This window comes from Thiovibrio sp. JS02, assembly GCF_053485635.1.
The window spans coordinates 1,554,945-1,576,987 of record NZ_CM130715.1; the positions used below are offsets into that span (position 1 = coordinate 1,554,945).

The following is a 22,043-nucleotide window of genomic DNA, read 5'->3' on the forward strand; positions in this document are numbered from 1 at the left end:
CGGCTACCCTTTGCGCTCCATGAGTTTCCGCGCGTAGGCCAGGGTCTGCTCGCTCACCGAATCGCCGTCGAGCATCCTGGCCAGTTCGCTCACCCTCGCCTCCTCGGGCAGGGGGATGATGGTGGTCCTGGTCCGCTCGTCGCTCACCGTCTTTTGCACCAGGAAATGGTCATCGGCCAGACAGGCGATCTGGGGAAGATGGGTGATGCAGAACACCTGATGATGGCCGGCAAGTTCCCTGATCTTTCTGGCCACCGCCTCGGCGGCCTTGCCGGAAATACCGGCGTCGATCTCGTCGAAGATCACGGTATCCACCTGATCCTTCCTCGCCAGGAGCGATTTCAGGGCGAGCAGCAGGCGGGAAAGCTCGCCGCCGGAAGCCACCTTGGCCAGAGGCTTGAGCGCCTCGCCGGGGTTGGCGGAAAACATGAATTCAAGCCGGTCCATGCCCAGCCGGCCGATGGCCTCCGAACTTTCCGGATCATGTTCCTTAAAGGAAATCTCAAACAGGGCCTGTTCAAAACAGAGAGAAACCAGGGCCTCGCGAATCTTTTGGGCCAAAATTCCGGCCGCCGCATGGCGCTCCACCGAGAGCGCCCTTGCCTCGCTGAGCAGTCGCTCCCTGTCCTGCCGTGCCTCCTTTTCCAGCGAGGCGAGCCGCTCATCCAAGGCCGCAAGCTCGGCAAGCTCATTGGCCGCGGACCGACCAAAGGCGATAACCGAATCAAGATCACCGCCATACTTTCTCTTGAGCCTCTGGAGCAGATCGATGCGGGCCGTGACCGCATCCAGGCGCGCGGGATCGGAGGAGACCATCTCCACATAATTGCGGATGGTTATGGCATGGTCCTCAAGCTGGAAGCAATTTCCGGCCACCTCTTCGGCAAGCTTGGCCAGGCCAGGGTCAAAGGCGGCCATCTGTTCGAGATTTTTGCGGAGAAGGGCGAAACTTTTCCCGGCCGCCTCGGAAAGCAGATAATAACTCTTCTGCCCCAGGGTGATGAGATCGTCCGAGGCCCGCAACCGGTCGCGCTCAAGGAGCAGTTCCTCATCCTCGCCCGGGCTTGGCGCGGCCTCTTCGATCTCCCGGCACTGAAAGGCGAGAAAATCACGACGCTGCTCCTTGTCCTGCTCTCTGGCGAGGAGGGTAAGGTACGATTCCTTGGTCTGCTGCCAGCGATCGTAGAGAGCGGCAACCGCTTCCCTTCTCGGCCAGAGATCGCCCACCGCATCGATGAAGTCGAGGTGGCTGCGGGGGTGGAGGAGCTGCTGATGGTCGTGCTGGCTGGCGACGCTCAGCATATGTTCCATGATCTCGCCCACCACCTTAGCCGTGGCCATGCTGCCGTTCATGAAATAGCGACTGGTCCCCTTGTCGGAGATGACCCGCCTGACCACCAGCCCCTCCTCGGCCTCGATCCCCATCCCGTCAAGCAGCTCCCGGACAATGCGCTGTTTGGCGTCAAGCTCGAAAAGCGCCTCCACGGTCGCCTGCTCCGCCCCACTCCTGATCCAGGCAGTAGCCGCCTTGCCGCCCCCGAGCAGGTGAATGGCCTGCAGGATAATGGACTTGCCGGCGCCGGTCTCGCCGGTGAGCACGGTGAGCCCCTGGTTGAAGGAAACGTGCAGCTTCTCGATAAGGGCGAGGTTGATGATCAGTAATTCCTTAAGCATAAGGCACTCTATACAGCATTATCGGGAGATTGCAAGGGCAGGCGCGGGAAGGCGCCCGGGATTTTTTTGAGTATTACTGGCAATTATCACCGTGCGTAATTATAATTTAAAATCAAGATTATTTTAATATCAAATAAGTGCCTATCCCATCCAGGCCTCTCCCTTGCGAGCAGTATGAAAATTTCACGCCACGCCCTCCGGCGCTTCGTGGCAGGCGCCACCTTTGCCGCGTTCCTCTTCGGCACCCTGCAGCCTCTGCCCTTCCCCCCTTCCGCCGCTTGCGCCTTCACCGTGGGCGAAGAGCGCGAGGTCGGCGAAAAGCTGCTTTCCATCGTGCGCAAGGAGTTCAACCTCATCGATGATCCGGATATCACCGAATACGTTACCCTGCTGGGCAGGCAGACCCTGCAGCTCGCGGGCTCACAGTTTTTCGATTATCATTTTTTCGTCATCGACAACAAGGAGTTCAACGCCTTTGCCGCCCCCTCCGGCCTGATCTTTTTCCATTCCGGCCTGGTCGACATCTGCACCAGCGAAGGGGAGCTGGTCAGCGTCCTTGCCCATGAAATCGGACATGCCGCCAGCCGCCACATTGCCGACCGGATCAGCAAGTCGGGCAAAGTCAATGCCGGAACCACGGCTCTGATGCTGGCGGGCCTGCTTCTTGGCGGCGGCGCGCTCTCCCAGGCCCTTATCACCGGCTCCATGGCCGGCGGCGCCATGGCCAACCTCAAATTCAGCCGCCAGGACGAGGAAGAGGCCGACCGGCTGGCATACAAATGGATGAAGGAGCAGGAGCGTGATCCGCAGGAGATGGTCAACATGCTCAAAAAAATGCGCCGGGTCAGCCGCTACCACAGAAATCGGGTGCCCACCTATCTTCTCACCCATCCGGAACCGGAAAACCGTATCGGCTACATCGAAGACAAGATCCTCCAGGATCCCCGGAAATCCTTTCCCGGCCACGAGGAGTTCGCCTTCCAGCGTTTCCGGTACCGGGTCCAGACCCTGTCCAAGGACACCCAGTCCATCCTGCCGATATTGAAGAACAAGGCAGCTGAACCGGACACTCTTGCAAACGACCCCATGATCTTCTACGCCCTTTCCCAGGCCTATCTGCTCAACCGCGACTTCCGAAAGGCGGAGGACGCGCTTGCAAAGGTGATCAGCCGTTTTCCGGACAAACTGATCTTAAAGACCGACCTGGGGCGGCTCAAGCTTGAGTCAGGCGAGACAGAGGAGGCTTTGCAGATTTTCCAGGCCGTGAACAAGGATGCCCCCTACAGCATCTACAATACCTTCTATCTGGCCAAGGCACTGCAGCAGGCGGGGCAACAGGCGCAGGCGGTGCAGATCTATGAGACCCTGACCGACCAGCTCCCGGCCTACCCGAAGCTCTACTATGAGATCGGCAGAATCAGGGCGGCTCTCGGCAATCAGGCCCTGGGTCATTACAACCTGGGCATCTATCACTTCTACCAGGGGGCCGCCCCCACCGCACGCTTCCATTTCGACCAGGCCCTGAAGGGGCTGCCTTACAGCGATCCCCTTTACGAGAAGATCATGGTCATGAAGGAAAAGATGGAGCGTCTGGAAAAGATGTAGCCGCCTATTTGCGGCTGCGCAGCTTGCGGATGGCCATCACCGCGAAATCCCGAAAAAGGCGGGTGGCCTTGATCCTGCTCGAATCGAGCTTGGGGCGCCCCGCCTTGCGATCGAGATAGATGATGCCGATGGGCTTGTCATCGAGACAGATGGGGAACAGATACACGGTCCTGTCCTTGACAAAATACTTGAGATTCTCGGGAAAGGCGTTGGGGGTGTTGGCGGGGATGGCCATATCCTTGCAGGCGGCAAGGGCCCTGGGGATCACGAAACTGCTCAGGGCCAGGTCGTGTTCGAACTTGGCGATCCCGGCGGGATCGATGTCGCCGAGGCCGAAACGGCCGATCAGCATCTTGCTGGTGGGCTGCAGGCTGATCACGGCGAGGAGAACGCGATCAAAGCCGATACCCCGGTAGAGCGCCTCCAGCAGATTGATGTAAAAATCGTTGAGATTGAAGGGGCCCATCAGGGTTTCCGTGATGTCATGGATAAAGTCGTTGATGGACTTGTCCTGACTGATGGGCAACTCGTCGAGCTCCTGAACGCCCTCCGCATCCAGGGCGGCTCTGGTGCCGATGGACTCTTCCTTGGCTTCGGCCTCCACTGCCTTTTTTTTCTTCCTCTTCGCCGCCCGCTCCGGATCCTTGATATCCTCCTCAATCCCCCGCAGCCGACTGCGGATTTTCAGCTTGGACAGGCCGTACCGGATCGAATCGGATATATCCTCTGAGGCTTCGACGCTCTTGTTGACCATCTCCACCGCTTCTTCCTTGTTCACCGAAAGCAGTTCGCCGTACTGGCCGATGAGTTCGTCCAGATCCTTGTCCTCACAGATGTAATCGACGAGCCGGTTGGAAAAACTGGAGATGCTTTTCAGGTAGCCAAGGGTGTCGTACCCGTTTTTCGGTTCCCCGGGCGCCGGGTCCATGGAGGCGATGACCTTCTCGGAAAGATTCCAGAAGGCCGCCACCTCCTCACCGATCTTGTCAAAGGTCAGATCCTCAAGAACCTGACGGCAGGCGGCATCCTCGGAAAAGCCGTTGCTCACCTTCTGCTCTATTTCCCGGTACATGTCCGGCAGATAGATACAGACGATGATTTTGCCAAGGCTGTGCAGCAGGGAACAGATAAAGGCCTCTTCGGGAACGATCTTCAGGTTCTTTTCCACGGCCAGATCCCTGGCCTGCAGCGCGCTCAGAAAGGAACGGGTGAGAATCTTGCTGATCCCCTCCTTCTCGACCCCGGTTTTGATGAAATCCTCAAACAGGGCGATGGCCGTGGCAAGATCACGAACCGCATCAAAGCCGAGGATGGTCACCGCCTTGGAAATGGAGTTCACCGGGCGGCCCAGGGAGTAATAGGCGGAGTTGACGACCTGAAGAACCTTGTTGGTCAGGGAGTAATCCTTGAGAATTACCTTGGAAAGCTCATAGGCGGCACTGCGACTGCTGTGGGTGAGGGAGATGAGCTCCTGCACGTTATTGGACATGGCCGGCAGTTCGCCCATGTTCATTTTCGCAAAGATTTCAGCAAGTTTGCCACTGGGGGCCGGCGTGGTATCAGTCATATTTACCTGTAGTTACGTCCATATCAGCAAAAAAGATCAGCTCCCCCCGAGCCATTTTTGAAGAAAAATATAATTTAATTATACAAAATTTATGAAAAAAAACTAATTTATGACGGTTTTTTTTCTTACACAGTTATTTGATATATGATAACCTCTTAAGAAGCAAATTATTTCTCCGCAACGTTTTGATATAGTGAAACAAAAGTCCTTTCCCGGCCGACAGGACCGCGCCCGGCAAACCCAAAACGGATCAGGCCAAGATCCTGTCTAGCCCTTGCCTGGAGACAGACTGCGGGTCGCAGGAGAACGGATCTCAACATTCAGCAATTTCGGGAAGAACAATGATACAAAACGGAATGATCAATCTTGAAGACTACACGAAATCAGATTGGACAATCATGCTGAACGACCGGGTCATCACCCGTTTCACCATACACGAAGGCGGGAAACTGATCATCGGCCGCAGCCCGGATGCTGATGTTGTTATCGACAATACCGCCGTATCGAGGCATCACTCCTCTCTGGAGCTTCGCGACGGCCGCCATTATCTGGCCGATATGAACAGCACCAACGGCACCACGGTCAATGGCAAAAAAATCACCTCCAAGGTTCCAATCACGGAAAAAGATGTCATCTACATCGGCAAATTCCGCTTAACCCAATCTTCCGCCGCGGACCAGAACGCATCGTCATCCTATGCCACCTCCATGGATCTTGACGAGGAAACGGTATTCGTGAGTTCACCGAGACAGCAGCAGACGGCCGCGGCCCAGCCGGGCCCGCAGCAGACAGCGCAGTCCGAGGAAGCGGCAACCCTGACGGTCATCGAGGGTGAGGCCTCGCCAAGCAACTTGCCCCTGGCGGGGAAGAGCAGCGTCAAGATAGGCAAGGACCCGTCCTGCGACATGGTGATCGGCGGCTGGTTCGTCGGCAAGACCCAGTGCTACGTGGTAAAAAAGAAGGACAAATACCATATCATTCCCCAGCGCGCCTGGGCCAGCACCAAGCTCAACGATGTGATCATCACCGAAGAGCGCCTTCTGCGCAGAGGCGACATCATACAAATAAAGAACACAACGATCAGGTTCAATTAATTTTTTGGATGTTCTCCCGACTCCTTGACAAGATAAGCAATCGCAAAAAAGGTGCCAGCAGCGACTCTTCGGGTATTTCCCCCAAACGGCCCCCCAAGGATTCCCCTCGCCGAACCGAATTGCCGCAGGTTCCGGTCTGGCAGCCGGGCGACACCATTCTCAACCGCTACCGTGTCGAGCAGGTCATGTCCGGCTCCATGGGCAATGTCTACATCTCCGAACATCTCGGCTGGGGGATAAAGGTCGCCATCAAATCCCCACGGCCTGAGGTCCTCTCCGACCGCGAAGGCATGCGGAGAATCCTGAAAGAGGCGAACAGCTGGGTGCGCATGGGCATGCATCCAAATGTCGCCTCCTGCTATTTCGTTCTCGGCATCAACAAGATTCCCCATTTATTCATTGAATTCATAGACGGTGGCAATCTCTCGGATTGGATCAAGAGCGGTCGCTGCCGGAATCTGCGCACCGCCCTCTCATTGGCCATCCAGTTTTGCCACGGCATGGAATATACTCACAAACATGGCATCATCCATCGCGATATCAAGCCGCCCAACATCATGATCACCAAAAACTCCCTGGTAAAAATAACGGACTTCGGTATCCTCCTCGCCCACGGCGACAAGGAAACCGGAAGTGGCGAAGTTCCCGGGGCGGGCAAAGACGATCACGACGCCACCATCGGCTTCCGCGGCACCATCGGCTACGCCTCCCCTGAACAGCTCCGCAATGCACACACCGTTGACCAGCGCACCGATATTTTTTCCTTCGGTCTCTGCCTCTGGGTCATGCTCTGCGGCAATAAGCCTTTCACCAACAATGCCGTCGAACATGCGATTCCCACTCCGGTCTCAAACGCGCCGGGGGTGAAACTCTCCCCGGTCTTAAAAGAGATTCTCACCAAAAGCATCGCCTTCCATCCCGATGATCGCTACGCCAGCTTCGCCGAGATGCGCTCTGCCCTGAATGACGCTTACAGCGCTGCTTTCAACACGGCCTGCCCCTATGCGGAACTGAGCAATATCGATCTCAGGGCGGACAGCCTCAACAACAGGGCTGTGTCTCTTTTTGAGCTGGGGGAAAGCGCCGAGGCGGAAGAATGCCTGGCCAGAACCCTGGAAATCAACGACATGCTTCCCGAGGCTGTCTACAATATGATTTTACTCAAATGGCGTTCAGGCAAGATGAAGCCGGCCCGCATTCTCCGCCAGATCGAGGCCACGAAAAAGCGGGGCGTCCAGACGCCGTGGCTCAACGAGATGGAGGTGGCGGTCAAACGCAGCCTGGTGGGTGATACCCCGGACGGAGCCAAACAGAAATTCCCGGAGTTTCGCCTCTGCATCCCCAAAAACTCCCTGGAGGTATTCCGGGAGGGGCAGCTTCACCTTTCCGTCCAGCGCAACGTTCTCGACCACCTTGAGAACAAGCGTTACCAGTCCTGCCATGATATCCTGATGACCGCCTGGCAGAACAGCAGCTACAAAAAAGACCGGACCTTCAACAAGGTGTACGACCAGCTGCTGCGGGTTGGAAAAAAACAAAAAATCGTCGGCGTCCAACGCTTTCTCACCCTGAAAGGCTATGGCTCCCCCGCCACAAGCCTGGTCTATGTGCCGGAGAGTAAAAAATTTGTCTCCGCTGGTCCGGACGGCAAGGTTATTCTCCGGGATCTCGGCTCCTCCCTGCCGGCCCTCTTTCTCAGCGACGGAGGAAGCGGGGTTTCCGCCCTGGCCGTATGCCCCAAGGGCAAACATCTCGCCGTTGGCCGAGAAGACGGCACCATCACCCTCTTCTCTCCCCAGAGCGGGAAAGTGGTGGCCAACGAAACCGGCCACAGCGGCGCGGTATATGCTCTGGCCTTCAGCGATACCGGCCGCCACCTCGCTTCCGGCGGCGCTGACGGGCTCATGAAGATCCGCAAACTCTCCACCGGGCCGGAAACCACCGTCTCGGTGAAGGAGGGTGGCGCGTTGCGCTCCATCCTCTTTGTCAACAAGGGTCTCGAACTGGTAACAGGCAGCGAGGACGGCACCCTGCGCCTCTGGGAGTCCGGTGGCAAGGAATGCGTACGGATCATCGAAGCACATGCCATGCCGGTCATCACCCTTGCGGACTCTCCGGACGGAATGCGCTTTGCCACGGCCAGCACCGACCGTTTCATCAAATGCTGGGAACACAGCACCGGCAGATGCCTGCGCTCCATCAAGGCCCACGAAGAGACGGTTTCCTCGGTTCTCTTCCTGCGGGACAACCGCACCCTTGCCTCGGGTTGCGAGGACGACCTCGTCAAACTCTGGGACAGCGACAGCGGTGAATCCCTGGCGATTCTCGATGGCCGCGGCGACGGCATTTACAGCCTGGCCTACGGACCCAAACCCCACACCTTTCTCGCCGGAAGAAAGGATGGGGCCATTGTCTTATGGATGATCATCTACCAGCTGCATTTTGAATAAGCCCGGCAAGGGCGCATAACAGGTACGCTCCCATGTTCAGTTTTCTGAAAAGATTTCTGCCCACCCCCCACAGACCGGTCGCCTTTTTTGGCCGCACCGACACCGGCAGGGTCCGCAAACACAACGAAGACAGCTTCGCCACCCTGCGCAATCGCCGGATCTTCATCGTTGCCGACGGGATGGGCGGCCACAACGCCGGTGAGGTGGCCAGCCGCCTGGCCATCGAGGCATTGCTCGATTATCTCAGCGAAGAGCGCATCAAGGCCATGCGCGGCAACGACAACGAGATTCGGCACAACCTGCTCAAGGCGTTCAATCATGCCAATACGGTGGTCATGGAAAATTCGGCGGCCGATCCGTCCCACGCCGGCATGGGCTGCACCCTGGTCGCCTGCCTCCTTGACGGGGGAACCCTGCACACCTGCCATGTCGGAGACGCCAGATGCTATGTCGCCGAAGGGGGCAAACTGGTGCAGATCACCACCGATCATACCGGGGTTACTTTTGTGCAGACACCCACGCTGACCGAGAAGGAAAACCAGAAGGCGCGCAACGTGGTGACCCGGGCCATCGGTTTTCCATTTCCCCAGGATCCGGAATACCACAAAAACCTTCTGCGGCCCGGGGCAAGAGTTCTTCTCTGCTCCGACGGCCTCTGGAACATGGTTGACCATACCAGGATCGAACAGATGCTTCTCAATGCCGCCACCCCTGAAGAGGCCAGTGAGGCCCTGGTGAATGCCGCCAATGAGGAAGGCGGAAGAGATAACATCACGGCCCTGGTCATCTTTGCGTAACCTCCCATCCGCGGCCGCTTTCTTGATTTCCCTTTACCTTTCTCACTCCTGCCCAAGCAATGAATAATACTATTTCTCGAAAATAAACGGTGGATTACAATGAGTTCAGAAAAAAAAACCGGCTACAACCTTGCAACCATTTCCCTGGAGCTTACCGCTCTTGCCAGAGATCTTGCCCAGGGGAAGCTGCGGGTTGGCAGCAGACGCATCGATGTCTGCGAGCCCTTGTTTTTTAAGACAAAGCAGAAAGTTTCCGGCGAAAAGGCCTATTTCACCCTTTCCTTTCAGGTTCCTCTTGCCCAGGGAGAAACAGGCGATTGCCAAGAAGAAAAAAGTTTCCCCATTGACTCAAAGGGTCCGGGATCAAAACCTTCAGCCGCGGGGAGCGAATTTCAGGACAGACCGCCCGAGGCGAAAAAAATAAAAAAGCAAATCACCGCTCTCTGGAAAGCCATCGGCAAGAGCATTGATGGGGAAAAAGCGCCGCCAGCGGCGGAGGAAAAGAAAATCCTGGCGTTCTGCGAGGATTACAATCTTTTCGCGGAATCAGCCTGGCAGGCGGAGTGGCGAAACTGCGTGGAAATATTAAGAAAATCGTTGCTGGCGGCAAAAGACGGCGATTTCACAAGGGCGCGGGAGCTTGCCGACGAGGTAAACCAGCTTACCAAGAGTTGCCATAAAAAATACAAGTAACAGCCGATGACGCCCTTTGAAATTCTGAAGAAAACGCCTAAAACCAACTGCGGTCAGTGCGGTCAGCCAACCTGCCTGGCTTTTGCGGCCGCGGTGGCCAAAAGCGGCGAGGATCTCAGCAAGTGCCCCTACGTCGACCGGGAAGGGATCGCCATTGACACCGTGAAAGGCCCTGTCCTTGACGCCCTGGCGGAACAGCGCGATCTGGAACTCATCGAGCACCTGAAGAGCAAGATCTCCCACCTGGATCTCAACGCCATTGCAGCGCGACTTGGCGCCTCCCTGCGCGAGGATGACGATTCGCTCCTGTCTTTTCGCTATCTCGGCCAGGAGGTTCTGCTCGGCAAGGAAAATCTCCTGCTCGACAACACCCCGCCCTCAGACCACCGGGACCAGATACTTCTCTATAACTATGTGCATTCGCAAGGAGGAGCCAAGCCTTCTCTCGACTGGATCGGCCTCGAAAGTCTGCCCAATTCCATCTCCAAGGTGAAAACCCTTGCCACCTATTGCGAAAACCGCCTGGCCGGGCTTTTCGCGCAAACCCTTCCCGATCGGATAAGAGCCGCCTGCCAGGGACTGGACGGTGAGGAGGAACACGGAGCCCCGGCCACACTTGCCTTTGTCATTCCCGTGCTTCCCCGGATTCCCCAGTATCTTCTGTTCTGGGCAGAGGAACCGGAAGACGGCTTTGCCGCCAAGGTGAAAATTCTTTTCGATCGTCAGGTCCTGACCTTCCTCGATCTGGAATCCCTGGTTTTTTCAGCGGAACGCATGGCGGACCGCTTCACCGTCCTGCTTGCCTGAAGCAAGATCCTCAACAACCGCTCCTGCGAACCGCTTTCGCCAGGGCGGCCATCATATCTGATGACATTTTCCGCCTTTCCTGTCATAATGTAACCTTGCGAATCTTCGTTGATAATCACTATCCTCAGCATCAGGCAAGCCATGCCCCGACAACAGCCGCAACATAAAGCTCCCCTGGCAGAAAGGATGCGCCCGCAGGCCATCGATCAGTTTGTCGGCCAGGACCATCTTCTTGGCGAGGGCAAACTTCTTTGGCGTCTTATCCGGGAGCAATACCTGCCCTCCCTCCTGCTTTGGGGGCCGCCCGGCAGTGGCAAAACAACCCTGGCCCGCCTTCTGGCGCAAACCACCGGGGCTGAATTCGCCTTTTTTTCCGCCGTGCTTTCCGGGGTCAAGGAAATCCGGGAGATAGTCGCGCAGGCTGGAGAGCGGAAACGGAACGGCAACAGGGCGACCATCCTCTTTGTCGATGAAATTCACCGCTTCAACAAAGGCCAGCAGGACGCCTTTCTTCCCCATGTGGAGAGCGGTCTATTGACCCTGATCGGCGCCACCACGGAAAACCCCTCCTTTCATGTCATCGCCCCGCTGCTCTCCCGTTGCCGGGTGCTTGTCCTGGAACCCCTCTCGGTCGAGGCCCTGCAGACAATCATGCAACGTGCCCTCGCCGATGAGAAACACGGGCTAGGCGATTGGCAGCTCGACATGGCTCCGGAGGCGAGCGCCCACCTCTGCGGGATAGCGGATGGCGATGCGCGCAGCCTGCTCAACAGCCTGGAGATCGCCGCCAACCTCGCCGAAAAAGACGCCCAGGGTCGGAAAATCATCACCCTGGCCGCGGTGGAAGAGGCCATACAACGCAAGAGTCTTCGCTATGACGACGGCGGCGAGGAGCATTACAACCTTATCTCCGCCCTGCACAAAAGCCTGCGCGACAGCGATCCAGACGGTTCTCTCTACTGGTTGTGCAGAATGCTCGCGGCAGGAGAGGATCCCCTCTACATTGCCCGGCGCCTTATCCGTTTCGCATCGGAAGATGTCGGCAACGCCGACCCGCAGGGACTTGCCGTTGCAATCAATGCCCGGGATGCTTACCATGTGCTGGGAAGTCCGGAAGGGGAACTGGCCCTGGCCCAGGCGGTGATCTATCTGGCGAGCGCCTCGAAGAGCAATGCCGCCTATGCGGCGTACAATAAAGTTATGGCGGAAATCAAGCGCACCGGCAGCCTGCCCGTGCCGCTCCATATTCGCAACGCGCCAACTTCCCTCATGAAAGACCTTGGCTATGGCAAGGGGTACCGATACGCCCATGATGATCCCCACGCCCTGGTCGACCAGGATCATCTGCCGAAAGCCCTCGCCGGCACCGTCTTCTACCAGCCAAGCAACCGTGGCTATGAGGCAGTCATCAAGGACAGATTGAACAAATGGCATCAGATCCTCAGCAGCCGTCGCAAAAAAAATCCCGCTTGACAGAAGGAAACCAGCCCATGCGCCATCGTATCGTTCTCCTGTTGTCCGTTGTTCTTTTCGGTATTTCCGGACCGGCAAACGCAGAGGCCCCTGCTTCCGGCGATCTGCCCAGCCTGCAACTTTTCTACAGCAATGACGTGCGGGGCGAGACAGAACCATGCGGCTGAAAAAGCAACCAATTGGGCGGTCTGCCCAAAAAAACCCACCTGCTCAATGAGTTGAGAAAACAGAACGGGGAGATCCTTGCCATTGACGGAGGAGCGTTGCTTTTCAAGGAGAAGGAGATACCCCGGGAGCAGGAATTACAGAGCAAAACCACTGCCCGCGGAATTGTTTCCTCTTACAACGAAACAGGGTTCAAGGCGGTCGGCGTAACCCGCCACGACCTGGCGGCTGGCCTCCCCTTTCTGCTTGAGATCCAGAGGCAATCGCAATTTCAGTGGATAAGCAGCAATCTGATAAGCCGGAAAAGCGGCAAGCACTATTTTACGCCCCAGACCCTGATCACGACAGGCCAGCTCACCGTCGCCATCCTCGGCATCACCGACGACGGCGGGCAAGAACCCTTTTCGCCGGCCGACGATGCGGTCATCCTGCCTTGGCAGGAGGCATTGCCCGCCCAGCTTGCCAAGGTGAAAGATCGGGCGGATATGCTCATCCTTCTGTCCAATTATCCTGAAGCGGAAAACCGGAAGATCGCCGCACTTCACCCTGAAATACATCTGCTTTTGCAGGCCGGAGTCAGGAAAAGCAACCTGGAGCCGACGCTTGTCAACAATACCCTCATGGCCCAGGTGGAACCGCAGGGTAAATATGTGGGCATGCTCAAGGTGAGTTGGGACAAGGCGACAAAGCGCTGGCAATCCCCCCGGGACGAGGAGGCGCTATTGCAAAAAACAAATGAACTGGACCGGATCAGCTGGCAGATCGGCCGCCACCGGAAAAAAGGGGATCCACTCCTGCTTTACAAGGATCAGCCGGCAAATCTGCAGCTTTACAAGGATCTGCTCTTGCAACAGAAAACACTGCGCAACGAGGTCCAGCAGCTGCAGGCGGAAAAGGACGAAAGAGAGCGGGCCCGGACTGGCTTTTCCACCTTTTCCTTCCGCTATTCTCCGATGAACTCGGGGATACCGGATGACCCCAAGGTCAGACGCATGGTGGATGAGACCACCAAGGAAGTGAACAGCATCAACAGGCAGGCGGCGGCCAATCACGCCGCCAAGGATCGCAACCCGGACGCTGCCGGATCATCCTTCTCTAACTACGCGGGCAGCAGCACCTGCACCCCATGCCATGCCGAGCAGGAGCGAAAATGGCTCAATACCAGACATGCCAGAGCTTACGACACCCTGCAGAGAAAGGACCAACAATTCAACACCAACTGCCTCCCCTGCCATGTCACCGGGGCCTTGACCCTGCCGCAAACTTCCATTCTCGGCATTGGCAAGGATCTGCATCAGGTGGGCTGCGAAAGCTGCCACGGCCCTGCCGGCCAGCATGTTCTTTCCCCCCGGGCCCACAAGCCAGGCCAGCCGTCAGCCCCGCTCTGCCTGAACTGCCACACCCCGGAGCATGATGGTAATTTTGATTTCACGGCCGACCTTGCCCGCCTCGGTTGCGGCAAGTGATCCCTAATCCGCCTCAATGGCAATAAAAAACCCCCTGTACGGAATTTCCGTACAGGGGGTTTCGGTTACTACGGTATTTCACCGCTGAAGAACGCTGACAGTTAGCAGCCGAAAGCCTTCTGCAGGGGGGGAACGGTCTGCTTCTTGCGGCTCATCATGCCGTTAACCCACATGGAGTTGCCGGAGATCTTGCCGTTGAAGGCCTTCTCGATCAGGGCAGGGTCGTCGGAGATAACGATGAGGTCGGTTCCCTCTTTTACAACGTCGGTGAGCATGAACAGAACGGAGTGACGGCCGTCTTTCTTCAGATCCTCAAGGGCCTTGGTCAGATCGGCGCGGATGGCGGCAACCTGATCAACGGTGGCCAGCTCGAGCTGACCGATACCAACCTTCTTGCCGTTCATGTCGAAGTCCTTGTAGTCGCGGAAAACGAGATCCTTCATGGGGATGCCGTCCACGGCGGATTTGGCCTTCAGCATGTCCATGAAAAGAGCGTCGGTGTCGGCAACGCCGGCAATGCCCTTCAGGGCGGCGACAGCCTTTTTGTCGGCTTCGGTGCAGGTGGGGGACTTGAAGTTTACGGTGTCGCTCAGGATTGCGGAAAGCATTGCGCCGGCGATGTCCTTGGGCAGATTCACCTTGTTGTTGGTGTACATTTCAAAGAGAACGGTGCAGGTGCAGCCAACCGGCTGGGCATAGAAGAAGATGGGGTTGTTGGTGGTGATGTCGCCGATCTTGTGATGGTCGACAATGGCTACAACCTCTGCTTCCTTGATATTGGCGGGGGCCTGGCCGATATCGCTGAAGTCGACCAGGGCAACCTTTTTGCCGGCGGCGTCGGTCATGGTCTGGGGAGCGGCAAGGCCGAATTTCTTCAGGACGGTCTGGCTCTCGGGATTCAATTTAGCCGCATCGATCTGCATGCAGGCAACGGCATCGGTACCGGTTGCTTTCAGGTAATTAGCATATGCAAGGGCTGCGGCAACGGAATCGGTGTCAGGATTGGAATGGCCAACTACACAAACAGACATGGTGATCCTCCTTAAAAATTTTGTATTGTAAGCGAAACATCCTTTATGAATCGGCCTCCCGAGGCTGCCGAACATAAAAAATTGAGATACCTTACGCGAATGACAAACAATTCACCTTTATAAAACTGGCGAACAATAGTGCTATTGCTTGGGAGAGTCAAGAAGAAAGAAGAAAAAATGAGGGCCTGGAAGACGAAGCGGAATAACTATTTTCAGCTTCGTCTTCCAGGCAAATTGGCACAACCGGAGAGGCTCATGGCATTTGTCTTGCCTGCCTTGTTTTTTTCATGTAACAATTTTGCCAGGGAATGACCACAACCACGCTTGCGCCACCAAAAAGCCAGGACGACACATGACCACCGAATTCACAAAAACGCCGAAAGCCCCCAGAAGATGGAAGGTGCTGGTCGCGGAAGACAACCCTGTTGTCCGCAAGGGCCTGAACAATTTTCTCGTCAAATGGGGCTATGAACCCATTGAGGCGGATAATGGCGACGCAGCCTGGCAGGCGCTTGAAAATGACAGGACCATCAAACTCGCCATCCTGGACTGGAACATCCCGGGTTTAAGCGGCATGCAGGTCTGCCAGCGGATCAGAATGCGCAGCGATGGCCCCTATGTTTATACCGTCATCTTCAGCGCCCGTAAATCCATAGAGGAACAGGTGCTTGCCCTGGAGGGTGGCGCCGACGACTATCTGGTGAAACCTGCCAAACCATCCCTGCTCAGGGCCCGCCTGGGCATAGGCTTAAGAATTCTCGAAAGGATTCCAAGCCAGCCGGGCGGCACCGGCAAATAACGTTCCCCCACCAAAGCAGCCGCCTGCCATGCAAACCATTCAATGTGTGCTTTTCGACCTTGACGGCACTCTGCTGGACAGCCTTGCCGACCTGGCCGGCTCGATGAACACGGTGCTCCGCCGGCATGGCTATCCGGTCCACCCCATTGACGCATACCGGTACTTTGTCGGGGAAGGGGTTGTAAAACTTGTTGAACGCTCCCTGCCGAAAAACAGGAAAACCCCGGAGAAGATCGCGCAATGCGCAGATGAAATGAGGCGGGAATATGCCGGCCGCTGGGCGGAAACCACAAAGCCCTACGCAGGGATTCCGGAATTGCTCGACGCACTGAGTCAGCGCGGGATACCCATGGCCATTCTCTCCAACAAACCGGATGACTTCACGCGCGAAATCGTGAAAAGCCTGCTGGGCAAATGGGATTTTGCCATGGTTGCCGGCGCCAGGGAAGGGATCCCCAGAAAGCCGGATCCGGCCGGAGCCCTTGCTGTCGCCGACAAGTTGCGGATCCCCCCCGACAATTTTCTTTTTGTCGGAGACAGCAATATCGACATGCATACCGCCAGAGGGGCGACCATGTTCGCCGTTGGTGTTCTCTGGGGCTTCAGAACCGAGGAGGAGTTGAAGGCCGGCGGCGCGCAAGCCCTTTTGGCCAGGCCATCGGACCTTTGCCGTCTCCTGGTCCGAGGAAACCAAGGATAACCGCCCTTTGTGTCGGCGGCAGAGGATGGTTCATCCGAATTTGCGGCTCTGAAAGTGCCAAGAAATTCGTGCCGGATAAGGAGAGGAGCGGTTGCCTATTCCGTGGGCCCCTCCGAGAGCCCCATAAAAAAAGCCACGACATTTTGGAATGCCGTGGCTTTTCAGCTTGCTTTTGGCGCCTGCGTTATGCGTTCAGACGCTCCGCCTCTTTGGCCTTGCGGATCTCGCAGGCCAGATGAAACGCCTTTTCCTTGCCATGCTTCAGGATCGACACCGAGGTTTTTCCCTGCTTGCCCACACCATTCACCCAGCTCACCTCGTAGCGGTTCAATTTCTCGTTGAAGCGTACGCCGACCACGCCGGTGGAGGTGTTGCTCACCGTGACGATATGCTTGTCGGTCCGCACCTTGCCGATCTTCTTTTCCGTGGCGTCACGCCAGGCCAGGGCGGCAAGAAGGCTTGAGTATCTCCCCCCGCACTTGCCATCGGAAAAAAACTTGGAGTATGTCTTGCCCTTGAAACGGACACGAACATACCAACCATGGGTGCGTTTGTCCTCCTGATCGATTCTTGCTACATCCTTGTGTTTTTCAACCATAACTTTTTTCGACATATCACTTCACCTGCACAGGTTTAATAAAAATTACCATGCCCGACCATAACCGAAACGACCAACGCATGGCCCCCCCTGCGCCAGAACAACACTTGCAACATTCACTAAAGAGAGCGAATCGGGCGACAGGCATCCGGAAGACGCCTAGCAACCAAGCCCGCAGCAAAACCAATCACCGCTTCCCAACAATACGAACATACATTGTTTTTTAAACATATAGGGAATCACCCTACTCCATCGCTACATATCCATATGTAATTCCATTTACCATACCCTAACCGTTTTCGCACATAAAATGTTAGGAAAAATCATCTTGATCCATCCTTCTCTTTCGCGTGGAGAACTGGTATAGATCCGAACAACGATACGGACCGGCAAGCCGGGGCTTTCCCTCTGCCCATCAATTATTATAAAAATATTACAAAAACAAAAAAAGAGACCAAGAGACATGTCTGATCTCACAACCAAATTCATCAACCTCCTTGAGATTGTCGGCAGACTCAGGGCCCCGGGTGGCTGCCCATGGGACCAGAGGCAGACACCGCAAACCTTCAAACGCTATCTCATCGAAGAAGCCCATGAATTGCTCGAGGCCATCAATGAAAATGCGCCGGCCAGCATACGCGAGGAACTGGGCGACCTGCTTTTCCAGGTAATCTTCTTAAACAATCTTTATCAGGAGCAGAATCTCTTCACCCTTGAGGATGTAATCGACTCCATCTCGCAAAAAATGATCCGCCGCCACCCCCACGTGTTCGGCAATGAAAAAATCGGCTCTGAGCAGGACCTGAAAAAAAAATGGCAGGAAATCAAGAACCGGGAAAATCTCAACAAGGGACAGCCCACGGATCTGTTCAGCTCCATCCCCAAAAGCCTCCCGGCCCTGCGCCGGGCGCAAAGGGTCGCGGAAAGGGCTGCCAACAGCGGTTTTGATTGGCCAGACACCGCCAGCGCCATCGGCAAGCTCGAAGAGGAGATCACTGAATTGAAAACAGCTCTTGCCGGGAACAAGCAGGAAGAAATCGGCGAGGAGTTCGGCGATCTCCTCTTCGCCGTCGTCGTCATTGGCAGAAAGGCAGGCATCGATGGCGAAGACGCTCTCCACCACTCCACCCAGAAATTCATTACCCGCTATGCACGTCTGCAGGAAATTCTCGCTGCCAATGACCGGCGGATTGCGGAATGCGACACCGATGAGTTGCTGCGTCTCTGGAGGCACGCCAAAGACGTGACACGACAACAACCAGATAACCATTGACAAACAACATTTTTCCCTGTTAATAATCGCGATTGTTTTTTTACAAACCATTTTCTTAATCCCTCCTTGCTCTTTGCAGGAAGCGCAGATAGCAAGGGCCAATAGACCACAAGGAGGAATCAATGCGCAGGTACGAGACAATTATTATTGTCAAGCCGGGCGCCGGGGAGACGGACATCTCGTCGGTAGTTGAAAAAGCAACGGGCACCATTGAAAATTATGGTGGATCCATCGTGAAAAATGACCGGTGGGGCCTGAAAAAGCTGGCCTACACCATCGGCAAGGAAAACCAGGGTCACTATCTCTATCTCGAGTACGCAGGCCTGCCCGACGGTGTAAAGGAAATGGAGCGGCAACTGCGGATCGACGACCGCGTCCTGAAATTCATGACCGTAAAAACGCAGGATGTCTTCAGCGAGATCGCACCGAAGCCCGAGAAAGAATCCAGGCCATCATCGGACGATGATGACGATTCGGCTGAATAGTTTCTCATCCTTTGCGATTGAAACTAAAACGATCAAAAGCGAAACAGAGAGTGAGGAATATATAAATGGTTATCAAGAAAAAGAAGGTTTTCAGCCGTCGCAAGGTTTGCCGTTTCTGTACAGACAAGAGCCTTGTCATCGACTACAAGGATATTAAAACACTGCGCAATTTCGTTACCGAACGGGGCAAGATCATTCCGCGGCGGATCTACGGCAACTGCGCCCATCACCAGAGACAACTGACCGAAGCAATCAAGCGTGCGCGCCAGATTGCCCTGTTGCCATACGCGGGACACCCGCAGCTGTAAGAAACGGGCACCCGGCGCAGTGTTGTTTCAGAAGGGATTTTCAGCTGATGCGAAAAAAATAAGAGCCATTGCGATCACGGCCCTTGTTTTTTCCCTGCCGACCGTTCTGCCGGGTCTCGGTTGGCTGCATGGCCTGATGCCTCTGCCGGTTTATTACTTCTTAACCGTATATGGCAGACCGCAGGGAACGAAAATAGTATTCTGGGCCGTGGCAATCGCCGGCATGGCCTCTTTGCTCACAGGGACTTTCCCCGGCCTGCTCTTCTCGCTGACCTTGATTCCGGTGGGGTATATCCTGACCGGATACGCGGAGAAGAAAGAGTCCTTACTGGCCGCGGCGGGCAAAGGGACGATCTTTCTTGCCCTGGCCTGGCTTCTTTTTGCTTTATTGTTTGGCATCATGAGCCAGACAAATCCTTATCAGGAGATTCTGCACAGTCTTGATAATGGCTTTACGGCGACAATTGCCCTGTACAAGGATTCAGGGAAATTCGGAACCGATGACATGGAGGCGATCGCTGCCTTCATAGACCGGCTCAAGGTGCATGTAACCCGGCTTTTCCCGGCCCTGTTGCTCACCTCGATAATCTGCACGGTCTGGCTCAATATTGTTCTCGGCCAGTGGCTGTTCAGAAAAAAGGGAACCGCTCTGGCCGGCGGCGAAGACCTGAAGGCCTGGCGCCTGCCGGACCTCTTCGTCTGGCCCGTGATTCTGGCTGGCTTTGCATTGCTCATCCCCAATGCCCAGCTGAATTCTTTCGGCCTGAACCTGGGATTTGTGCTCCTGGTCGTCTACCTCTCGCAGGGGTTGGCGATCATGGCGACCTTGATGCAGCAGTGGGCATTGCCGAAGTTTTTCCGGTTTGCCCTCTATACCTTTCTGTTTTTGGAGGTCTATGCCATTGTCTTCGTGGCCGCTCTCGGCCTCGCCGATATCTGGCTTGACGTAAGAAGCAGAAAGGCGCAACAGGAAGTAGGCTGACACCCGAGGTGTCATGACATAAAACAATGAAACTGAAGATGAGCATTATCTTCTTTTTTCAGAAATAATGAATCCCCATCTGTTACGGATTCAACCGGAGGCAAAAAATGGAACTCATTCTCAAAGAAACCATCGATACCCTTGGTGAAGAAGGCGATGTTGTGAAGGTAAAGGACGGTTATGGCCGTAATTACCTCCTCCCCAGAAAGCTCGCCGTGCTTGCCACCAAGGCAAACCTTTCCATCCTGGAAAAGGAAAAGGCCGCCATTGTCGCCCGCAAGAAGAAACAGCGTGATGAAGCCGAGGCGCTTGCCAGGAAGATCGCCGGCGCCACCGTTGTTATCGAACATCGGTCCGGCGAAGACAACAAGCTCTACGGCTCCGTCACTTCCGCCGACATCGCCGCGAAGCTTGCCGAGCTTGGCATCGAAGTCGACAAGAAGAAGATCGTGCTCGACGAACCGATCAAGACCCTTGGCATCACCATGGTTCCGGTAAAAATCGGATATCAGGTCGGGGCTGACATCAAGGTCGAAATCGTTCCTCTGGCCGGCGAATAATTCCGGCGGGACAGGAGGATTTGCTTTCTCCTCCTGTCCCGACTCATTTGCCAATGGAACCAGGAACCGGCTCTTCCATAGCGCACCGCATTCCCCCGCAGAATATCGAGGCTGAACAATGTGTTCTGGGCTCGATCATGCTGCAGCAGGGAACCATGCCCAAGGCGGCGGAACTCCTCACCGAAGAAGACTTCTACCGCGACGCGCACAAAAAGATCTTTTCCGCCATGGTCACTCTCTTTGATCGCGGGGAGCCCCTTGATCTCATCACCGTTTCGAACATCCTGAAGGACAGCAACGTCCTGGACGGAGTCGGCGGGCCAACCTACCTCGCCACCCTCACCGACATCGTGCCCGTTGCGGCAAATATCGCCTACTATGCCAAGATTGTCAGGGAGAAATCCATTCTCCGCAGGTTGATCCAGACCAGCACGGACATTGCCGGCCGCTGCTATGAGGAGCAGGACGATATCGACGGTCTGCTGGATGATGTCGAAACCACGGTCTTCGAAATCTCGAGAGCTAAAAGCGGTCAGTCATTCCACCCCCTGAAGACCGTCATCAACACCACCTTCAAGCATGTGGAAAAGCTTTACGAACGCAAGGAACACATCACCGGCGTCCCCACCGAGTATCACGATTTCGACAAGATGACCGCGGGGCTCCAGCCTGCCGATCTGATCATTGTCGCCGGCCGACCCAGCATGGGCAAGACCGCCCTGGCCATCAACATGGTGCAGAACGCCAGCCTGCTCCACCAGGTGCCGGTCGCCGTTTTCAGCCTGGAAATGAGCAAGGAGCAGCTCGGCATGCGTATGCTCTGCTCCATCAGCCGCGTCGATGCCCAACGGCTGCGGACGGGCTTCCTCAAGGAACAGGATTGGCCCAAGCTCACCCGGGCCGTGGGCATGCTCTCCGAAGCGCCCATCTACATCGACGACACCCCGGCCATCACGGTGCTGGAAATGCGCGCCAAGGCCCGAAGGCTTAAGACCGAGCACAACGTGGGTCTGATCGTGGTCGACTACCTGCAGCTGATGCGGGGCAAATCCAATGTGCAATCGCGCGAGCAGGAGATCAGCGACATATCCCGCTCCCTGAAGGCCATGGCCAAGGAACTCAGCGTTCCGGTCATCGCCCTTTCCCAGTTGAACCGGAGCCTTGAAAACCGGCCCAACAAAAGGCCGCAACTTTCCGATCTCCGCGAGTCAGGCGCCATCGAACAGGACGCCGATCTGATCATCTTCATCTATCGCGATGAGGTCTACAACAAGGCGGAAGACAATCCCAGACGGGGCATTGCCGAGGTTATCATCGGCAAGCAGCGTAACGGCCCCACCGGCACGGTGGAATTGGCCTTCCTGGACCGCTTTACCACCTTTGAAAACCTTGCTCACCACGATTTTCCGGCAACAGAATGAGTTGCCGGTTGTTTTTTTGAGCACGGTCAGTTATTACATCAGACGAGTTTGCGGCAAAACAGGCGTCACAGGCCGGAAACCAGCATGAGCCAGGC

General features: G+C 56.0%; 21 protein-coding genes. 17 read left to right on the forward strand and 4 right to left on the reverse strand.

What is annotated here, in order from left to right:
• Positions 1–3 precede the first annotated feature (3 nt).
• On the reverse strand, positions 4–1,674 hold the full coding sequence (recN, locus tag ACUUL3_RS07220) for a DNA repair protein RecN (RefSeq protein ID WP_448555924.1): 1,671 nt from the start codon (positions 1,672–1,674) through the stop codon (positions 4–6).
• Between the two features lie 174 nt (positions 1,675–1,848).
• Between recN and ACUUL3_RS07225 the strand changes: the two genes are divergently transcribed.
• Positions 1,849–3,279, forward strand: a complete 1,431-nt coding sequence (locus tag ACUUL3_RS07225; RefSeq protein ID WP_448555926.1) for a beta-barrel assembly-enhancing protease — start codon at positions 1,849–1,851, stop codon at positions 3,277–3,279.
• Positions 3,280–3,283: 4 nt separating this feature from the next.
• Here the strand turns inward: ACUUL3_RS07225 and ACUUL3_RS07230 are convergent, their stop codons facing one another.
• Positions 3,284–4,846 carry an HDOD domain-containing protein gene (locus ACUUL3_RS07230; RefSeq protein WP_448555928.1) on the reverse strand — a complete coding sequence of 521 codons (1,563 nt, stop codon included), beginning with the start codon at positions 4,844–4,846 and terminating at the stop codon, positions 3,284–3,286.
• 341 nt (positions 4,847–5,187) lie between these two features.
• On the opposite strand from ACUUL3_RS07230, the gene ACUUL3_RS07235 reads away from it, so the two are divergent.
• From ACUUL3_RS07235 to ACUUL3_RS07270, 8 genes are all read left to right on the forward strand, one after another.
• Positions 5,188–5,940 (forward strand): FHA domain-containing protein, encoded by a 753-nt coding sequence (locus tag ACUUL3_RS07235; protein ID WP_448555930.1) that lies wholly within the window; start codon positions 5,188–5,190, stop codon positions 5,938–5,940.
• Between the two features lie 119 nt (positions 5,941–6,059).
• Complete coding sequence (locus ACUUL3_RS07240) at positions 6,060–8,390, forward strand: protein kinase domain-containing protein (RefSeq protein WP_448555932.1); 2,331 nt, start codon at positions 6,060–6,062, stop codon at positions 8,388–8,390.
• Between the two features lie 32 nt (positions 8,391–8,422).
• Complete coding sequence (locus ACUUL3_RS07245) at positions 8,423–9,187, forward strand: PP2C family protein-serine/threonine phosphatase (protein WP_448555934.1); 765 nt, start codon at positions 8,423–8,425, stop codon at positions 9,185–9,187.
• A 99-nt stretch (positions 9,188–9,286) separates the two neighbouring features.
• Positions 9,287–9,880, forward strand: coding sequence for a hypothetical protein (locus ACUUL3_RS07250; protein ID WP_448555936.1), 594 nt, complete (start codon positions 9,287–9,289; stop codon positions 9,878–9,880).
• 6 nt (positions 9,881–9,886) lie between these two features.
• Positions 9,887–10,687, forward strand: coding sequence for a DUF3786 domain-containing protein (locus ACUUL3_RS07255; RefSeq protein ID WP_448555938.1), 801 nt, complete (start codon positions 9,887–9,889; stop codon positions 10,685–10,687).
• A 186-nt stretch (positions 10,688–10,873) separates the two neighbouring features.
• Positions 10,874–12,160 (forward strand): replication-associated recombination protein A, encoded by a 1,287-nt coding sequence (locus ACUUL3_RS07260; protein ID WP_448555940.1) that lies wholly within the window; start codon positions 10,874–10,876, stop codon positions 12,158–12,160.
• A gap of 17 nt (positions 12,161–12,177) precedes the next feature.
• Positions 12,178–12,327: a hypothetical protein gene (locus tag ACUUL3_RS07265; RefSeq protein ID WP_448555942.1), complete on the forward strand. Its 150-nt coding sequence runs from the start codon at positions 12,178–12,180 to the stop codon at positions 12,325–12,327.
• Positions 12,328–12,339: 12 nt separating this feature from the next.
• Positions 12,340–13,791: a UshA-like (seleno)protein gene (locus tag ACUUL3_RS07270; RefSeq protein ID WP_448555944.1), complete on the forward strand. Its 1,452-nt coding sequence runs from the start codon at positions 12,340–12,342 to the stop codon at positions 13,789–13,791.
• A gap of 101 nt (positions 13,792–13,892) precedes the next feature.
• Here the strand turns inward: ACUUL3_RS07270 and ACUUL3_RS07275 are convergent, their stop codons facing one another.
• Entirely contained in the window at positions 13,893–14,822 is a 930-nt protein-coding gene (locus ACUUL3_RS07275; RefSeq protein ID WP_448555946.1) for a manganese-dependent inorganic pyrophosphatase, read from the reverse strand.
• 352 nt (positions 14,823–15,174) lie between these two features.
• Between ACUUL3_RS07275 and ACUUL3_RS07280 the strand changes: the two genes are divergently transcribed.
• Together ACUUL3_RS07280 and ACUUL3_RS07285 are read left to right on the forward strand one after the other, a co-directional pair.
• Positions 15,175–15,621: a response regulator gene (locus tag ACUUL3_RS07280; protein ID WP_448555948.1), complete on the forward strand. Its 447-nt coding sequence runs from the start codon at positions 15,175–15,177 to the stop codon at positions 15,619–15,621.
• 28 nt (positions 15,622–15,649) lie between these two features.
• Positions 15,650–16,321, forward strand: coding sequence for an HAD family hydrolase (locus ACUUL3_RS07285; RefSeq protein ID WP_448555950.1), 672 nt, complete (start codon positions 15,650–15,652; stop codon positions 16,319–16,321).
• A 184-nt stretch (positions 16,322–16,505) separates the two neighbouring features.
• Here the strand turns inward: ACUUL3_RS07285 and ACUUL3_RS07290 are convergent, their stop codons facing one another.
• On the reverse strand, positions 16,506–16,934 hold the full coding sequence (locus tag ACUUL3_RS07290) for an AP2/ERF family transcription factor (protein ID WP_448555952.1): 429 nt from the start codon (positions 16,932–16,934) through the stop codon (positions 16,506–16,508).
• A 448-nt stretch (positions 16,935–17,382) separates the two neighbouring features.
• Between ACUUL3_RS07290 and mazG the strand changes: the two genes are divergently transcribed.
• The 6 genes from mazG (at position 17,383) to dnaB (ending at position 21,948) form a co-directional block, all read left to right on the forward strand.
• Positions 17,383–18,192, forward strand: a complete 810-nt coding sequence (gene mazG, locus ACUUL3_RS07295; RefSeq protein ID WP_448555954.1) for a nucleoside triphosphate pyrophosphohydrolase — start codon at positions 17,383–17,385, stop codon at positions 18,190–18,192.
• 122 nt (positions 18,193–18,314) lie between these two features.
• On the forward strand, positions 18,315–18,677 hold the full coding sequence (gene rpsF, locus ACUUL3_RS07300; RefSeq protein ID WP_448555956.1) for a 30S ribosomal protein S6: 363 nt from the start codon (positions 18,315–18,317) through the stop codon (positions 18,675–18,677).
• Positions 18,678–18,742: 65 nt separating this feature from the next.
• Positions 18,743–18,985 carry a 30S ribosomal protein S18 gene (gene rpsR / locus ACUUL3_RS07305; protein ID WP_448555958.1) on the forward strand — a complete coding sequence of 81 codons (243 nt, stop codon included), beginning with the start codon at positions 18,743–18,745 and terminating at the stop codon, positions 18,983–18,985.
• 19 nt (positions 18,986–19,004) lie between these two features.
• Positions 19,005–19,967, forward strand: coding sequence for a DUF2232 domain-containing protein (locus ACUUL3_RS07310; protein ID WP_448555960.1), 963 nt, complete (start codon positions 19,005–19,007; stop codon positions 19,965–19,967).
• 107 nt (positions 19,968–20,074) lie between these two features.
• Entirely contained in the window at positions 20,075–20,527 is a 453-nt protein-coding gene (gene rplI, locus ACUUL3_RS07315) for a 50S ribosomal protein L9 (RefSeq protein WP_448555962.1), read from the forward strand.
• A 53-nt stretch (positions 20,528–20,580) separates the two neighbouring features.
• The gene (gene dnaB / locus ACUUL3_RS07320; protein ID WP_448555963.1) at positions 20,581–21,948 is read left to right on the forward strand and encodes a replicative DNA helicase; all 1,368 of its coding nucleotides are present in this window, start codon (positions 20,581–20,583) and stop codon (positions 21,946–21,948) included.
• Positions 21,949–22,043: the final 95 nt, after the last annotated feature.

Excerpts from the sequence above, each read along its gene's own strand:
- recN (WP_448555924.1), bottom strand. The coding sequence starts at position 1,674 with ATGCTTAAGGAATTACTGATCATCAACCTCGCCCTTATCGAGAAGCTG.
- ACUUL3_RS07225 (WP_448555926.1), top strand. The coding sequence starts at position 1,849 with ATGAAAATTTCACGCCACGCCCTCCGGCGCTTCGTGGCAGGCGCCACC.
- ACUUL3_RS07230 (WP_448555928.1), bottom strand. The coding sequence starts at position 4,846 with ATGACTGATACCACGCCGGCCCCCAGTGGCAAACTTGCTGAAATCTTT.
- ACUUL3_RS07235 (WP_448555930.1), top strand. The coding sequence starts at position 5,188 with ATGATACAAAACGGAATGATCAATCTTGAAGACTACACGAAATCAGAT.
- ACUUL3_RS07245 (WP_448555934.1), top strand. The coding sequence starts at position 8,423 with ATGTTCAGTTTTCTGAAAAGATTTCTGCCCACCCCCCACAGACCGGTC.
- ACUUL3_RS07250 (WP_448555936.1), top strand. The coding sequence starts at position 9,287 with ATGAGTTCAGAAAAAAAAACCGGCTACAACCTTGCAACCATTTCCCTG.
- ACUUL3_RS07255 (WP_448555938.1), top strand. The coding sequence starts at position 9,887 with ATGACGCCCTTTGAAATTCTGAAGAAAACGCCTAAAACCAACTGCGGT.
- ACUUL3_RS07260 (WP_448555940.1), top strand. The coding sequence starts at position 10,874 with ATGCGCCCGCAGGCCATCGATCAGTTTGTCGGCCAGGACCATCTTCTT.
- ACUUL3_RS07265 (WP_448555942.1), top strand. The coding sequence starts at position 12,178 with ATGCGCCATCGTATCGTTCTCCTGTTGTCCGTTGTTCTTTTCGGTATT.
- ACUUL3_RS07275 (WP_448555946.1), bottom strand. The coding sequence starts at position 14,822 with ATGTCTGTTTGTGTAGTTGGCCATTCCAATCCTGACACCGATTCCGTT.
- ACUUL3_RS07280 (WP_448555948.1), top strand. The coding sequence starts at position 15,175 with ATGACCACCGAATTCACAAAAACGCCGAAAGCCCCCAGAAGATGGAAG.
- ACUUL3_RS07285 (WP_448555950.1), top strand. The coding sequence starts at position 15,650 with ATGCAAACCATTCAATGTGTGCTTTTCGACCTTGACGGCACTCTGCTG.
- ACUUL3_RS07290 (WP_448555952.1), bottom strand. The coding sequence starts at position 16,934 with ATGTCGAAAAAAGTTATGGTTGAAAAACACAAGGATGTAGCAAGAATC.
- mazG (WP_448555954.1), top strand. The coding sequence starts at position 17,383 with ATGTCTGATCTCACAACCAAATTCATCAACCTCCTTGAGATTGTCGGC.
- rpsF (WP_448555956.1), top strand. The coding sequence starts at position 18,315 with ATGCGCAGGTACGAGACAATTATTATTGTCAAGCCGGGCGCCGGGGAG.
- rpsR (WP_448555958.1), top strand. The coding sequence starts at position 18,743 with ATGGTTATCAAGAAAAAGAAGGTTTTCAGCCGTCGCAAGGTTTGCCGT.
- rplI (WP_448555962.1), top strand. The coding sequence starts at position 20,075 with ATGGAACTCATTCTCAAAGAAACCATCGATACCCTTGGTGAAGAAGGC.
- dnaB (WP_448555963.1), top strand. The coding sequence starts at position 20,581 with ATGGAACCAGGAACCGGCTCTTCCATAGCGCACCGCATTCCCCCGCAG.